Origin of the sequence: Streptomyces sp. BA2 (assembly GCF_009769735.1) — a bacterium.
GTDB lineage: Bacteria > Actinomycetota > Actinomycetes > Streptomycetales > Streptomycetaceae > Streptomyces.
Genome location: NZ_WSRO01000002.1, coordinates 4,267,680 through 4,283,244, shown reverse-complemented (window position 1 = coordinate 4,283,244; position 15,565 = coordinate 4,267,680). Strand labels below are relative to the sequence as shown.

At 69.2% G+C, this 15,565-nt stretch carries 10 protein-coding genes; 5 read left to right on the top strand and 5 right to left on the bottom strand.

Features of this window, described 5'->3' with window-relative positions; translation table 11 throughout:
* Positions 1-9 precede the first annotated feature (9 nt).
* Positions 10-3,567: a DNA polymerase III subunit alpha gene (gene dnaE, locus E5671_RS21805; protein ID WP_160505641.1), complete on the top strand. Its 3,558-nt coding sequence runs from the start codon at positions 10-12 to the stop codon at positions 3,565-3,567.
* A gap of 61 nt (positions 3,568-3,628) precedes the next feature.
* Here the strand turns inward: dnaE and E5671_RS21800 are convergent, their stop codons facing one another.
* Positions 3,629-4,534: an NAD(P)-dependent oxidoreductase gene (locus E5671_RS21800; RefSeq protein ID WP_160505640.1), complete on the bottom strand. Its 906-nt coding sequence runs from the start codon at positions 4,532-4,534 to the stop codon at positions 3,629-3,631.
* Positions 4,535-4,614: 80 nt separating this feature from the next.
* On the opposite strand from E5671_RS21800, the gene E5671_RS21795 reads away from it, so the two are divergent.
* On the top strand, positions 4,615-5,067 hold the full coding sequence (locus E5671_RS21795; RefSeq protein WP_160505639.1) for a MerR family transcriptional regulator: 453 nt from the start codon (positions 4,615-4,617) through the stop codon (positions 5,065-5,067).
* Positions 5,068-5,160: 93 nt separating this feature from the next.
* Positions 5,161-6,141 (top strand): alpha/beta fold hydrolase, encoded by a 981-nt coding sequence (locus E5671_RS21790; RefSeq protein ID WP_237330214.1) that lies wholly within the window; start codon positions 5,161-5,163, stop codon positions 6,139-6,141.
* Between the two features lie 121 nt (positions 6,142-6,262).
* On the opposite strand, the gene E5671_RS21785 is transcribed toward E5671_RS21790, so the two are convergent.
* Positions 6,263-6,895 (bottom strand): hypothetical protein, encoded by a 633-nt coding sequence (locus E5671_RS21785; protein WP_237330213.1) that lies wholly within the window; start codon positions 6,893-6,895, stop codon positions 6,263-6,265.
* Positions 6,896-6,948: 53 nt separating this feature from the next.
* On the bottom strand, positions 6,949-7,569 hold the full coding sequence (locus E5671_RS21780) for a DJ-1/PfpI family protein (RefSeq protein ID WP_160505637.1): 621 nt from the start codon (positions 7,567-7,569) through the stop codon (positions 6,949-6,951).
* Between the two features lie 263 nt (positions 7,570-7,832).
* On the opposite strand from E5671_RS21780, the gene E5671_RS21775 reads away from it, so the two are divergent.
* Positions 7,833-8,804: an endonuclease domain-containing protein gene (locus E5671_RS21775; RefSeq protein WP_160505636.1), complete on the top strand. Its 972-nt coding sequence runs from the start codon at positions 7,833-7,835 to the stop codon at positions 8,802-8,804.
* Between the two features lie 1,839 nt (positions 8,805-10,643).
* Here the strand turns inward: E5671_RS21775 and E5671_RS21770 are convergent.
* Together E5671_RS21770 and E5671_RS21765 are read right to left on the bottom strand one after the other, a co-directional pair.
* Positions 10,644-10,829: a sigma-like protein gene (locus tag E5671_RS21770; protein ID WP_160505635.1), complete on the bottom strand. Its 186-nt coding sequence runs from the start codon at positions 10,827-10,829 to the stop codon at positions 10,644-10,646.
* Between the two features lie 205 nt (positions 10,830-11,034).
* Positions 11,035-13,986 (bottom strand): AfsR/SARP family transcriptional regulator, encoded by a 2,952-nt coding sequence (locus E5671_RS21765; RefSeq protein ID WP_160505634.1) that lies wholly within the window; start codon positions 13,984-13,986, stop codon positions 11,035-11,037.
* A gap of 311 nt (positions 13,987-14,297) precedes the next feature.
* Here E5671_RS21765 and E5671_RS21760 point away from each other — a divergent pair, with 311 nt between their 5' ends.
* On the top strand, positions 14,298-15,560 hold the full coding sequence (locus E5671_RS21760) for an amidohydrolase family protein (protein WP_443032672.1): 1,263 nt from the start codon (positions 14,298-14,300) through the stop codon (positions 15,558-15,560).
* Positions 15,561-15,565 lie beyond the last annotated feature (5 nt).

The window sequence follows — 15,565 nt, the reverse complement described above, 5'->3', positions numbered from 1 at the left end:
GGAGTGGAAGTGCCGAAGCCCTTCACCCACCTGCACGTCCACACCCAGTACTCGCTGCTGGACGGTGCCGCGCGGCTCAAGGACATGTTCAACGCCTGTAATGAGATGGGCATGACGCATGTCGCCATGTCCGACCACGGCAACCTCCACGGCGCGTACGACTTCTTCCACCAGGCCCAGGACGCGGGCGTGACGCCGATCATCGGCATCGAGGCGTACGTCGCCCCGGAGTCCCGCCGCGACAAGCGGAAGATCCGCTGGGGCCAGCCGCACCAGAAGCGGGACGACGTATCCGGTTCGGGTGGCTACACCCACAAGACGATCTGGGCGGCTGACAAGACCGGCCTGCACAATCTCTTCCGGCTGTCCTCGGACGCGTACGCCGAGGGCTGGCTGCAGAAGTGGCCGCGCATGGACAAGGAGACGATCTCCCAGTGGTCGGAGGGCCTGATCGCCTCCACCGGCTGCCCCTCAGGAGAGCTCCAGACCCGCCTGCGCCTCGGGCAGTACGAGGAGGCCCGCAAGGCGGCAGGCGAGTACCAGGACATCTTCGGCAAGGACCGGTACTTCCTGGAGCTGATGGACCACGGCATCGACATCGAACGCCGGGTCAGGGACGGCCTTTTGGAGATCGGCAGGCAGCTGGGAATTCCCCCACTCGTGACGAACGACTCGCATTACACATACGCGCACGAGTCCGTCGCCCACGACGCCCTGCTCTGCATCCAGACGGGCAAGAACCTCTCGGACCCGGACCGTTTCCGTTTCGACGGGACCGGCTACTACCTGAAGTCCACGGACGAGATGTACGCCATCGACTCCTCGGAGGCCTGGCAGGAGGGGTGCCGGAACACGCTTCTGGTCGCGGAGCAGATCGACACCACGGGAATGTTCGAGAAGCGCGACCTCATGCCCAAGTTCGCTGTTCCGGATGGCTATACGGAGGTCAGCTGGTTCCGGGAGGAGGTGGCCACGGGAATGCGGCGGCGATTTCCCGCGGGGGTGGGGGACGAGTACGCGCGGCAGGCCGAGTACGAGATGGACATCATCATCCAGATGGGGTTCCCGGGGTATTTCCTCGTGGTCGCCGACTTCATCATGTGGGCCAAGAACAACGGCATCGCGGTGGGCCCAGGCCGCGGTTCAGCGGCCGGTTCTCTCGTCTCGTACGCGATGGGTATCACCGACCTCGACCCCATCACGCACGGCCTGATCTTCGAGCGGTTCCTCAACCCCGAGCGCGTGTCCATGCCGGACGTCGACATCGACTTCGACGAGCGCAGGCGCGTCGAAGTGATCCGGTACGTGACCGAGAAGTACGGCGCCGACAAGGTCGCCATGATCGGCACGTACGGAAAGATCAAGGCGAAGAACGCCATCAAGGACTCCGCGCGCGTGCTCGGATATCCGTACGCGATGGGCGACCGCCTCACCAAAGCCATGCCACCGGACGCGGGCGGTAAGGGCATCGACCTCTCCGGCATCACGGACCCCAAGCACCCCCGCTACAGCGAGGCGGGCGAGATCCGGGGGATGTACGAGAACGAACCGGACGTGAAGAAGGTCATCGACACCGCGAAGGGTGTGGAGGGCCTGGTCCGGCAGATGGGCGTGCACGCGGCCGGCGTCATCATGTCCAGCGAGACGATCACCGACCATGTGCCGGTGTGGGTGCGCCACAGCGACGGCGTGACGATCACGCAGTGGGACTACCCCCAGTGTGAATCCCTCGGCCTGCTGAAGATGGACTTCCTCGGCCTCAGGAACCTCACCATCATGGACGACGCCGTCAAGATGGTCGCGGCGAACAAGGGTATCGATCTCGACCTCCTCTCCATTCCCTTGGCGGACTCCCGCACCTTCGAACTCTTCGGACGCGGCGACACGTTGGGCGTTTTCCAGTTCGACGGCGGACCGATGCGATCGCTGATGCGGCTGATGAAGCCGGACGAGTTCGAGGACATCACGGCGGTCACGGCGCTCTACCGCCCCGGCCCGATGGGCATGAATACGCACACGAATTACGCGCTGCGGAAGAACGCCCAGCAGGAGATCACCCCTATTCACCCGGAGGTGGCGGAGCCCCTGCGGGACGTGCTCGGCCTGACGTACGGCCTGGTCGTCTACCAGGAGCAGGTGCAGAAGGCGGCCCAGGTCCTCGCGGGTTACACGCTGGGTCAGGCGGATCTGCTGCGCCGCGCGATGGGGAAGAAGAAAAAGGAGGTCCTGGACAGGGAGTTCATCCCGTTCAGGGACGGCTGCCGGGAGCGCGGATACAGCGACGAGGCCATTCAGGCGGTCTGGGACGTCCTGGTCCCCTTCGCGGGCTACGCGTTCAACAAGGCACATGCGGCGGCGTACGCCCTGGTCTCGTACTGGACGGCGTACCTGAAGGCGAATTACCCGGCCGAGTACATGGCCGCCGTGCTGACGTCCGTCCGTGACGACAAGGACAAGTCGGCGGTCTATCTGAACGAGTGCCGCCGGATGGGGATCAGGGTCCTGCCGCCGAATGTGAACGCGTCGGTGGCGAACTTCGCGGCGCAGGGCGACGACGTCATTCTCTTCGGCCTCACGGCGGTACGGAACGTCGGCGCGAACGTGGTCGACGCGATCGTCAAGTGCCGCAAGGAGAAAGGGAAGTACAAATCCTTCCCGGACTATCTGGAGAAGGTGGACGCGACCGCATGCAACAAGCGGACGACCGAGTCCCTCATCAAGGCCGGGGCCTTCGACGAGATGGGGCACACGCGAAAAGGGCTGACCGCGTGCTACGAGCCCCTGATCGACAACGTCGTACAGGTGAAGCGGAAGGAGGCGGAGGGCCAGTTCGACCTCTTCGGCGACGGTGGCGGTAGAGGTGACGGGGACGGTGGCGGTGGCGGTGGGGCTGCGGAGACGAGGTTCGGGCTCGACGTCGAGTTCCCCTCCGAGGAGTGGGAGAAGACGTATCTCCTGGCCCAGGAGCGGGAGATGCTCGGCCTCTACGTCTCCGACCACCCCCTCTTCGGCATCGAGCACGTCCTCTCCGCCAGGGCCGACGCGGCGATCGCGAGTCTGACCGGGGGCGAGCACGCGGACGGCGCGGTGGTGACCATCGGGGGCATCATTTCCGGGCTGCAGCGCAAGGTGACCAAGCAGGGCAACGCGTGGGCGGTCGCCACGGTGGAGGACTTGGCGGGATCACTGGAGTGCATGTTCTTCCCGGCGACGTATCAGCTCGTCTCGACCCAACTGGTGGAGGACACCGTGGTGTTCGTCAAGGGCCGCCTGGACAAGCGGGAGGACGTGCCGCGCCTGGTGGGGATGGAACTGTCGGTCGCTGACCTCACGCACGCGGCCGCGGACGCGCCCGTCGTCCTCGACATGCACGAGCCGCAGGTGACCCCACGGGCGGTCGGCTGGCTGAAGGAGATCCTTCGCTCGCACCCGGGCCCCACGGAGGTGCGGCTGCGGGTGCGGGGGAGGGAGCGGACGACGGTGTACCGCCTCGGGTTCCGGGTCGCGGCCCGCCCGGAGTTCTGGGCGGACCTCAAGGCGGCGGTGGTGGTGGAGCAAGGGGGGTGAGGGGGCGGGGGTAAGGGGGATGAGGGTGCGGGGGTGAGGGTGCGGGGGCGGGGGGGTGAGGTCAGTCGGCCTTCTTGAAGACCTCGTAGAGGGAGAGGTAGTTGTCGGTCCCATGGCCGTCGGCGATCGCGCGCTCGGCGAGCTGCTGCATCAGCCGCGGCTGCTCGGCGTGGACGCCCTGCTCGACGCTGGCGCGGGTGATGTGCTCAAGGGCGTTGAGGTTCATCTCCATGGTGCCCGCGTCGCCGGGATAGTGGCCCGCGTCCAGGTCGGAGGCGTGTTCGCCGAGGGACGGGTTCACCACGGTCGGCATGAACCATCCGCAGGCGAGCTCGGCGAACTCGGCCGCCGGCACGTTCGCCGAGCCGACGAGGGCGGTGGCGTGCAGGAAGCCGTTGAGGGTCGCGTACATCATCTCCAGGAGGGCGGTGTTGTAGAGGACGGCGAGGCTCGGGTCCGCCCCGAGGTGGCGGGGGTCGCCCATGCTCGTCAGTGTCGTGCGGTGCTGCTCGAAGACGTCCTGCGAACCGCTGTAGAGGAAGACGGCCCCGGGCTGCCCGACGAGGTACGGCGGCACCATGATCGCCCCGTCGAGGTACGAGGCGTCGCGCTCGGTGGCCCAGGCGAGGGCGGCGTGGGCCTGGGCGGGGGTGCCGGAGTTGAGGTTGACGAGGACGCGGCCCTGAAGGGCGTCACTGCTGGGGCGGTCGGCGAAGATCTCGTAGAGGGTCTCGTAGTCCTTGAGGCATACGAGGGTGAGAGGGCTGACGCCGACGGCATCGGCGACGGTGGCGGCGAGCCGCGCACCCTTGGCGACGAGTGGGTCGGCCTTCTCCGGGGTGCGGTTCCAGACGGTGAGGGGGTGGCCCTGGGCGAGGAGCGCTTCGGCGAGGGCGATGCCCATGGGGCCGAGCCCGAGGAGAGTAACGGGGCTGAGCTGGGCGGAAGTTGAGCTCTGTGCTGTCATGAAGGGGACGTTAGAGTCTTACATCGGTGTGAGAGTCAACTCGGATCTCACCGGGATCTCACCGGGGTGGTGGTCGTCACATGCGTATAGGTGCCTTGTCCCAGCGGACGGGAGTCAGTGAACGCCTTCTCCGCTACTACGAGGAACAGGGCCTGCTGCGGCCGCTGAGGCGGCCGAGCGGCTATCGCGAGTACGGCGAAGAGGACGTCCGTACGGTGCGGAGCATCCGCACCCTCCTGGCCGCGGGCCTCAACACGAGAGTGATCGCGGAACTCCTTCCCTGTATGTACGTCGACGGGGAGGGGGACCAACTGGCTCCCGCGTGCCCCGGCATGCTGCCCGACCTGGAGCGGGAGCGTGCGCGGATCGACGCGGCGATGGCCGATCTGGCGGCGGCGCGGGAGGTCCTGGAGACGGTCATCGCGGCGACGCCGCCCCGGGACGCAGAGGAGCCGGAGGCGTGCGGGGTGGACGGGCCCGTGGTCGGTTCCGTGGCCGGTCCTGTGGTCGGTCCTGCGGTCGGCGCGGGCTGAGCCATTTGCCGACTCGGCAAAGTTCCTCGCGGGCGGTGGAGGGACGGGCCCAGGATCATGACGTACGACGCATCCAGTGATCCGGGAGGAACCATGCCGCACCCCACGCAGCACCACCGACTCGTGGACGTCCCCGGCGGCCGGATCCACCTGGTGGAGCAGGGCACCGGCCCGCTCGTCCTCCTCGTCCACGGCTTCCCCGAGTCCTGGTACTCGTGGCGCCACCAGCTCCCGGTGCTCGCCGAGGCGGGCTTCCGCGCGGTGGCGATCGACGTGCGCGGCTACGGGCGCTCGTCGAAGCCGCGTGAGGTGGAGGCGTACCGGATGCTGGCGCACGTCGCCGACAACGTAGGAGTAGTGCGGGCCCTGGGGGCCGAGACCGCGACGATCGTGGGCCACGACTGGGGCTCGGCGATCGCGGCGAACTCGGCGCTGCTGAGACCGGACGTGTTCACGGCGGTGGGCCTGCTGAGCGTGCCGTACGCGCCGAGGAACGGCGTCCGTCCGTCGGACGCGTTCGCCCGGATCGGCGGTGAGGCGGATGAGTTCTACGTCAGCTACTTCCAGGAGCAGGGGAGGGCGGAGGCGGAGATCGAGCCGGATGTGCGGGGCTGGCTCGCGGGGTTCTACGCGGGCCTGTCGGCGGACACGATGCCGTCAGCCGGCGACCCGAGCCTCCACTTCGTACCCCGGGGCGGAAAGATGTCGGACCGCTTCGTGGGCGGAGGGCGCCTGCCCTCGCTCCCTTCCTGGCTGACGGAGGCCGATCTGGACGTCTACGCGGCCGAGTTCGAACGCACCGGCCTGACCGGCGCGCTCAACCGTTACCGCAACGTCGACCGCGACTGGGAGGACCTGGCCGCGTGGGACGGAGCCCCGATCGTCCAGCCTTCGCTCTTCATCGGCGGCGACCAGGACGCGTCGACGACATGGCTGGCCGACGCGATCAAGGCGTACCCGGAGTCGCTGCCCGGCCTGGTGTCCTCGCACATCCTGGAGGGCTGCGGGCACTGGGTGCAGCAGGAGCGGGCGTTCGAGGTGAATCGGCTGCTGGTGGAGTGGCTGAGGGAGTGAGGGCGTGAGGGCTTGGAGTCGTGAGGGAGTGAGGGCGTGAGGGCTTGGAGTCGTGAGGGCTTGGAGTCGTGAGGGCTTGGAGTCGTGAGGTCGCGAGGTCGTTTCAACCGCAGGCCGGGCGTCAGTGGCCGATGGGGGGCTCCATGCAGCCGGTCTCCGGGAAGTGGCCGTTGGTCTTCACGCCGTAGTTGGTCGGTTGCACGAAAGCGGTGACGCAGGCGTGGTCGCCCACATAGAGACCGATCGACGCGCCTTCAGGCGTGATGTCTTCGCCGTTCTCGTAGCGCGAGTGCATCTCTTGCACGTCGAGCTCGCCGCCGAGCAGCTTGCCTCCGCTGGTCGACCTGCGAATCTCGTACCCGAGCTTGCCGGTGAGCGCGGCCTTCACGCTCTCCGGGTCCCACTTCTTCTGCTGGTGGAGCCGCTTGAGGACGGGCGCCATGCGGGCGGCCTCGGCCTGGGCGGCTTCCTCGTCCGCCGGAGACATGTCGCCGGGGCGGCGGTAGGCGTTGTTGTCACCGTTGTGGGGCGCGCCGTCGACGACGCCGGGCTCTACGTAGGGGGAGGCGCCGGGGGAGGGGGAGCCGCTGGGACTCGGACTGTGCCTGGAGCGAGCGCTCGACTCGGCGGTGGTGTCGTGCGGCTGGTCGCCGCAGCCGGTGAGTGATGCCATGGCGGCGCCCACGAGGAGAGCGGACACCGCGCCGAGGCGCCGCCGCTGAGTTGAGGTGACCATGCAGACCATGCGGACCATGCGGACGACTCTGCCACGAGTGTCCGAGGCGCATGGCCCGCCTCCGGATACAGCTAGGACACGGTCTGCGCCCGGAACTTCTCCACGAGTGCGGCGGGGGCCTTGTCGGGTGAGCCGGCGTCGTACGGGGGCTGGGGGTCGTACTCGATGAGCAGCTGTACGGTCTGCGCGTGCTCGTCGCCCGCGATCTTCCCGGCGAGGGTGAGGCCCATGTCGATCCCGGCGGAGACGCCCGCGCCGGTGACGTACTTCCCGTCGAAGACGACGCGCTGCCCGGTGGAATCGACTCCGAACTGCTTGATCTGCTCGAGCGCCAGCCAATGGGACGTGGCGCGACGGCCGTTGAGGAGCCCGGCGGCCGCGAGGATGAGGGAGCCGGTGCAGACGGAGGTGGTCCAGGTGGTGGTGGCGTCGACGGCGCGCAGCCAGTCGAGGACGGCTTCGTTCTCGAGATCGGGCTCCGGACTTCCCGGTACGACGACGATGTCCGGGCTGCTGACCTCGGCGAGGGACTTCGTGGCGACGAGGGAGAGGGCGCGGGTGTCGTCGAGGACGGGACCGGCTTGCTCGGCGACGAAGACGACTTCGGCGCCGGGAAGTCCGGCGAGGGTCTGGAAGGGGCCTATCGCGTCGAGGACGGTGAACTTGTCGTAGAGGAGGATGGCGATCTGCATGGGGGTTCCCTTCCCGGATGCGGCGAGGCGAGGCGAGGTGAGGCGAAGCGAGGTGAGGTGCAGTGCACGGCATTGCAGTGGCTCAAGTCTTGTGTCGCGCCCCGATGCCCGCAATGACGAGCAGCCCACCTTTTCTGCCAGGCGCGGGCGACCGGCGAACCCGTGGCTATCCACGGCTATCCACGGTCATCCACGGTCATCCACAGGGGCGCAGATATCCACAGGCTGATACGCGCGACGCCAAAAAGCGGCAACCTGGGGCGATGGGGGGTTCAAGGGAGCCGCGGGGTGCGAGGAAGTGGGGTGGGCTGCGGGAGTTGGCCGTGGAGGGGGTGTTGCTCACGTGCTGGGCCAGGGAGGCGGGCTGGCCGACGAGCACGCTGTCCAGAAGCCTGGCAGCCGAGGGGTGGACACGCATTCCGGGCGGTGGCTGGGCGGAGCCCGGGCGCGCGGTTGATCTGACGGTGCGTCTCTGGGCCGGGCAGTTGACGATGCCGGGCCTGGTGGCGAGCCACCGGTCGGCGGCGAAGCTGTGGCGCATCGAAGTACTGCGGGAGGAGCTGGAGTTCACCGACCCGCAGGGAACCCGCCGCAAGACGGGCGCCCACGTCCACTGGCGTCCTCTGCCGCCCGCCGAGATCACCGTGGTGGGGGATCTCCGGGTGACGACGGTCGCGCGTACGTTGGCGGATCTGCTGCGCGGTGGCCCGCGGGAGGAGGCCCTGGTGGCGCTCGACTCGGCGCTGAGCAGCCGCCGTTACGGGGGTCGCTGCTGGCGGGGACCGCTGATCGGCGGCCTCGACACCGTGGCCGCGGCCTTGGATTCCCCGCCGGCTGCGGGGGCTGCGGGGGCGGCGAGGGCGCGTCGGTGGCTGGCGTTGGCTGACCCGGGGGCGGGCTCACCGGCGGAGACGGTCGCCCGGCTCCGGATGGGGGACGCGGGGCTGCGCCCGGAGTCCCAGGCAGGGATCTTGACCCCGTCCGGCCGCCTACTGCGCCCGGACTTCTTCTTCCGCGGGGAGGGCGTGGTGGTCGAGATCGAGGGCTATGCCTACCACGGCACCCGCGAGGCCCACCGCCGGGACCTGGCCCGCTACAACGACCTCGCGTCGTGCCCCGAGGTGAGGGTGGTACTGCGCTTCGGTGCAGAGGAGGTCTTCAACGCACCGGAGGCGTTCGTGGAGAGGGTGCGAGCGGCGGTAGCAGGTCAGGGCGAGACCGGGAGCTTCGCTTGACCTGGGTCGGGTGGTGGCCGGGGCCGCCCGGTACTCCGAAGTGTGGCGGTTCCGGTGGCGCAGTAAAGGGCGCTCCTACGTCGCGTCGGCTACGCCGATTCCGCTGCGCTCCACCCTTGACTGCCCCACCTCCACCGCAGGAGCTTTTGTTGACCGGGCGGCCCAGGAAGGGGGCGTAGGGGGGCTTGAGGGACTCTTCGGTTTGCTGCCGGGTGCGGACTGGTTCTTCCGGGCCGACCGTCACGGAGGAAGCCGACTGCCCGGCCGATCGGCTCGGCTTCGGGGGTGGGGCGGGTCTCCTGCCGGGTGCGGACTGGTTCTTCCGGGGCGGGCGTCACGGGGATCAGGGGCTGCCCGGCCGACCGGCCCAGCTTCGGGGGTGGGGCGGTTTGCTGCCGGGTGCGGACTAGTTCTTCCAGGGCGAGCGTCACCGGGGAGGCCAGCTGCCCGGCCGACCGGCCCAGCTCCGGCGGCGGTGGCGGAATTTAGCGCCGGGTGCGGACTGGTTCTTCTGATGCGGAAGCCAGGCGATGCTCCTCGACCCGGTCGGTCGGCTCCGCTCCGGTGGCGGGAGCAGGTCTCGCTGCCGGGTGCGGACTGGCTCTTCTGGCGTGAGCCTCACGAAAGAGAACACGCGGCCTTGGCGGGTGGCGACGATGAAGGGGGGATGACAGGGGTGGGCGTGATGGGTGTGACTTGATTCGACACCTAGGGCGGTCACATATCGGGCATCTTGGGTACATGGAGGGGTGTTTGGGGAGTGAATGCAGGAAAGTCCCATGTACTGGGGGCGGCTGGGTGGCGTGTCGTGGGATTCTCTTGCGTTCCACCCTCTGGCCCGCCCCGGCCTACAGTTGGCGATGATGAAGCGGCTCGAAAGGGCGAGGCGAGCTAGCAGAGTGCCGCGCTTCTTAGACCCCGCATAAGCCGTCCCGCGCCCGGCAGCGAAACCGGCCCCCGCCCCGGGAGTTGAGCCGCTCGGCCGGGCCGCACGTCATCTCCCGTGAGGCTCACGCCAGAAGAGCCAGCCCGCACCCGGCAGCAAACCCGCCCCCGGAGCTGGGCCGGCCGGGTCGAGGAGCATCGCCTGGCTTTCGCCCCGGAAAGAACCAGTCCGCACCCGGCAGGAACACCTTTCACCACCGCCGGAGCTGGGCCGGTCGGCCGGGCAGCCGGCTTCCCCCGTGACGCGCGCCCCGGAAGAACCAGCCCGCACCCGGCAGGAGACCCGTCACCGCCACCGGAGCCGAGCCGGCCGACCAGGTCAAGGAGCATCGCCTGGCTTCCGCATCAGAAGAACCAGTCCGCACCCGGCGCTGAAACCCGCCCCCACCCCCGAAGCCGAGCCGGTCGGCCGGGCAGTCCCTGATCCCCGTGACGCCCGCCCCGGAAGAACCAGTCCGCACCCGGCAGCAAACCGAAGAGTCCCTCAAGCCCCCCTACGCCCCCTTCCTGGGCCGCCCGGTCAACAAAAGCTCCTGCGGTGGAGGTGGGGCAGTCAAGGGTGGAGCGCAGCGGAATCGGCGTAGCCGACGCGACGTAGGAGCGCCCTTTACTGCGCCGCCGGAACCGCCACACTTCGGAGTACCGGGCGGCCCCGGTCACCACCCGACCCAGGCCAAGCGAAGCTCCCGCCCGTTCTTGGGTGCGGTCCCGGTGGGGGACCATCAGCGCCGGGACGGTGGACCCGGCGCTGGTGGGGGGAGGCAAGTACGCGCGGCGCGAGTTGGCTGCCGCCTACCCCACCCTGGCGCTGCGCTGCCGCCCCCAGACATGCGTCGACCGCGGTGGCTCCCCCTCCGCGCCACCGCGGTCGACTTCCCGTCAGGATGTAAGTCTCTAGGCGTCCTTCGCCGGCGGGGCGGGCGTGTGGCCCTCGCCCTGCGTGGTGGCGGTGCCGTCCTTCGCCGGCGGGGCGGGCGTGTGGCCCTCGCCCTGCGTCGTGGCGGTGCCGTCCTTCGGCGGAGCGGGAGTGTGGCCCTCGCCCATGGTGGTTATACCGGTGCTCTTGTCGATTTCGCTCATATGAGACAACTCCTAAGCTCTGGTGGGGCTTCGGGATCGGATACGCCCGTTCGGCAACTCCCCCGAGGATCGCCGAACGGGCGTAGTGGGCCGCTTACCTTATCCGTAGGGCCCGTGCGACCCGTCTGCCCCCCGACGCGACGGATCGACCCCATGAGAGTGGCAGCCACTCATAAACGTTCGATGAACGCCCCTTCGGGCGTGGTCAGGCGGCCGTGACCGCAGCGAGGAGCTTCCTCACCTGAGCGGCTTCCGGCGCGCCCGCTCCCTCGTGGATGGCCAGCGCCTCGCGCCAGCAGGCCTGTGCACGGTCCACCTGCCCCAGGTCGACGAGGGACCTTCCCAGCAGGGTCAGGACATTGGCCCGCATCCACTCGCCACCGACGCATCCGATGGCGAGCGCCTGCTCGGAGTGCTGGGCCGCCTGCGCCGCATGGCAGTCCGCCAGATACACCTGGGCGATGCGGTAGTGCGTCGTCCCCTCCCACAGGCGCTGGCGGTTCTCGGCGAAGATCTGCAGGGCATCGTTCATCTGGTCGAGGGCTTCCGCGCGTCGATCCGCCCCGCTCAGGGCGAGCCCGAGCGCGTACTTCGCGTTGGCCAGCCGGAACGTGACCCCGAGGTCGCTGTATATGGCGATCCCCTGCCGGGCGAGGTCGATCGACTTGGTGGTGCGTCCCATCGCGAGGAGGGCCCGGGACAGGTTGCACAGGGCGCTCGCCTCGCTGTGACGGTTGCCGTCGGCGCGGAAGACCTCGATGGCCTTGCGCAGATGGGTCTCGCTCACTGCGGGCTGGTTGATGCAGTTGTTGATGATCCCCTGCTCGTTGAGGGCGTTCCCGGTGGTCCACGGGTCCCCGGAGTCCAAGGCGAGCGTGGCGGCACGCTCCAGTTCGACGGCGGCATCGTCGAAGCGCCCCACCTTGTTGAGGACTTGGGCAAGGCTCACCCTCGCCCGTCCTTCGGCACGCGCGTCGCCCACCGCGGCGGCGACCTCGCACGCGGCGCGCGTCGCCATCTCGTACCGGTACGAGATGGCCCCGGACTCCGCGAGGTCCTTCGCCGCGAGCAGCAGGTCCACCGCGCGTCGCAGGCTTTCCTTGCTCAGCGACTGCTGGACGCACGCCAGGATGCAGGAGGCCTCCGCATGCAGCCAGTCGAAGGCCTTGGTGCCGTCGGTGAAGGCAAGGCCGACCCGGTCGGCGCACTCCAAGTGGTCCACCGTCCGATCCCCCGGCCGCTCCAACGCATAAACCCCCGCCGCCGTAGCCAAGTAAAAGTCCAGCAACCGCGACATGGCCGCCCCCCGCTCACTCGGCGGCTCCTCATCCCGCTCGGCGCACGCACGCGCGTAGAGCCGGACCAGGTCGTGGTAGCGGTAGCGGCCCGGTGCCGCCGACTCCACCAACGACGTGTCGACCAAGGACTCCAGCAAGTCCTCCGTCTCCTCCACCGGCAGGTCCAGCACCGCTGCCGCCGCCGCCAGGGAGAGGTCCGGGCCGTCTGCCAACCCCAGCAGCCTGAACGCCCGTGCCTGCGCCGGCTCCAGTTGGCCGTAGCCCAGCTCGAACGTCGCCTTCACGGCCAAGTCGCCCGCCTGAAGTTCGTCCAGGCGGCGCCGCTCGTCCGCCAGCTTCGCGGCGAGGGTCGACACCGTCCAGGTGCGGCGGGCCGCAAGGCGGGACGCCGCGATGCGGATCGCCAGCGGCAGGAAGCCGCACGCCGCCACCACGTCCAGCGCGGCCTTCCGCTCCGACGTGACCCTCTCCTCGCCCACTATCCGCGTGAAGAGGAGCAGCGCCTCCTCGGGGCTCATCACATCCAGGTCCACCAGGTGCGCGCCCGCCAGGTCCACCATCCGGATCCGGCTCGTCACCAGGGCGGCGCAGCCCTCCATGCCGGGCAGCAGCGGTCGTACCTGGGCCGCGTCCCTCGCGTTGTCCAGGACCACCAACACCCTGCGTCCGTCCAGGACCGACCTGTACAGCGCCGCCCTCTCCTCCAAGGAGTCCGGGATCGCCGAGTCGGCGGTACCCAGGGCCCGCAGGAACGCGCCCAGTACCGTCTCCGGCTCCGCCGACCTCGAACCCGCCCCCTGTAGGTCCACGTACAGCTGCCCGTCAGGGAAATGCGAGCGCGCGACATGCGCCACGTGGACTGCCAGCGTCGTCTTGCCCACGCCGCCGATTCCCGCCAGCGCCGAGACCGCCATGACCCGGCCCTCCGCCGCCGAGAGGATCTCGCTCAGTTCGGATACGAAGGAGGCGCGACCCGTGAAGTCCGGGACCGTCGCCGGGAGTTGGGCCGGGCGCACCACCGTCGCCGCCGGTTCCGGAGCCGCTGCCGAGGGTTCCGCCAGCGCCGGGTCCGCCTGGAGTATGCGCTGCTGGAGTTCCTTCAGGCCCGGGCGCGGGTCCACCCCCAGTTCGTCCGCCAGGAGCCGGCGCGTGTCCGCGTACACCGCCAGGGCCTCCGCTTGGCGTCCGCTGCGGTACAGCGCCAGCATCAGCAGTTCGCGCAGGCGTTCACGCAGGGGGTGCGCGGCCGTCAGCGCCGTCAGCTCCGACACCGCCTCCGCGTGGCAGCCGACCTCCAGGTCCATGTCCAGGCGGGATTCCAGGAGCTGGAGGCGCCACTCCTCCAGGCGCGTGCGTTCCGTTTCCGCGTACGGCCCTGGGACGTTCGCCAGGGGTTCGCCGTCCCAGAGGCTCAGTGCCTTGTTGACCAGTGAACGGGCCTGGCACAGGTCGGACACCCCTCGCGCCTTCTCCGCCTCTGCCCACAGGTCTTCCGCGAGCGCCAGGTCGAGCGCGCCGTCGGCCACCGCGATCGCGTACCCGCCCGCCTCGCTGACCAGAACCCCGGCGGGGAGCACCTTGCGCAGCCGCGACGCGTACGTACGGACGGCGGCCAGCGCCTGCGAGGGCGGTTCGTCGCCCCAGAGGGCGTCGATCAGTTCGTGCGCCGTCGCCGTGCGGCCGTCACGCAGCAGGAGCGCCGCGAGCAGGGCGCGCTGCTGCGGAGAGCCCATGGACAGCTGCTCGGCGCCGTGCCATGCGCGTACGGGGCCGAGCACGCTGAAGTGCGGTCTCAGTTCCTCGGGGGCGTTCCCCGGGGCCGGACGCCGTTGGTCCGGTACTCGCGGTACACCGTCCATCGCTCCCCCTGCTGCCCTTCCGTGCCCGGCCGTCACCGTGCCTGGTCGTGCGCGCGGGTCTGCCCTGCCCGCGATTGTCGCCCTTTGCCTGGTTCCGTTCTCCACTTGGCTCTTGCTCCCCGCCAGTTTGCCTTGTTCATGGCGGATGCGTCAGCTGTGCGAGACGGCTCTCACAGGGTCCACGCACTCGACGGCCGGTATTGATCGGCGTACGAACGGCCGGTGGATGGCGGATGGAGGGCGGGATGGATGGCCGACAAGTAGCTGACAGGGAGCTGACGGGTCGTCAGATCAGCGCTACCGTGGAGCGCATGGAGCGCATGGAGCATATGGAGACCGCCGAGACCCCGCCGACGTTCCCGAGGATCATCTCGGTGGACGACCACACCGTTGAGCCCGCCCACGTCTGGCGGGACCGGCTTCCGTCGAAGTTCCACGACCGCGGGCCGCGCATCGTCCGGGCCCCCTTGAAGGAAATGAGCTTCCTGGGCGGGAAGTTCGCCCCCGTGATGGGGGAAAAGGGGGACGAAGGGCCCATAGGCGACTGGTGGATCTACGAAGATCTGCACCGGCCCCTCACCCGCCTCGACACCTCCGTCGGTTACGACAGGGACGAGATCAAGCTCGAAGTCATCACGTACGAGCAGATGCGGCCGGGGTCGTTCAGTGTGCCGGACCGCCTCGCCGACATGGACGTCAACCACGTCCAGTCCGCCCTCTGTTTCCCCACCTTCCCCCGCTTCTGCGGGCAGACGTTCACCGAGGCCAAGGACCGTGAGCTTGGGCTGCTCGGCGTGCAGGCCTACAACGACTGGATGGTGGAGGAGTGGTGCGGGCCCGAGGCGCACGGCCGCCTCATCCCCCTCACCCTCATTCCGCTCTGGGACGCCGAACTGGCCGCCGCCGAGGTCCGCCGCAACGCCGCCCGCGGGGTGCGCGCCGTCGCCTTCTCCGAGATCCCGCCCCACCTGGGCCTCCCGTCCATCCACACGGACGAGTGGGACCCCTTCCTGCGGGCCTGCGACGAGACCGGCACGGTCATCGCCATGCACATCGGGTCGAGCAGCAAGATGCCGAGCACGTCCGCGGACGCGCCGCCCGCCGTCGGGTCCACCATCACCTTCGCCAACTGCTGTTTCTCGATGGTCGACTGGCTGATGAGCGGCAAGTTCGAGCGCTTCCCGAACCTGAAGATCATGTACGCCGAGGGGCAGATCGGGTGGATCCCGTACATCCTGGAGCGCGCGGACGTGGTCTGGGAGGAGAACCGCGGGTGGGGCGGGGTCGCCGACAAGGTGCACCGGCCGCCGTCCGAGCTCTTCACCGAGCACGTCTACGGGTGCTTCTTCGATGACGCCTTCGGGCTGAAGAATCTGGACTCGATCGGTGTCGGGAACGTCCTGTACGAGACCGACTATCCGCACTCCGACTCGACCTGGCCCAAGTCCCGGGAAGTCGGCGAGTCCCAGATGGGTCACCTGGCGCCGGACGTGGTCGACCGGATCGTGCGGGGGAACGCGATCGAGCTGCTCGGGCTGACGACCGATGGGCTGTGGGCGGGGCCTGGCGCCTAGGGGTT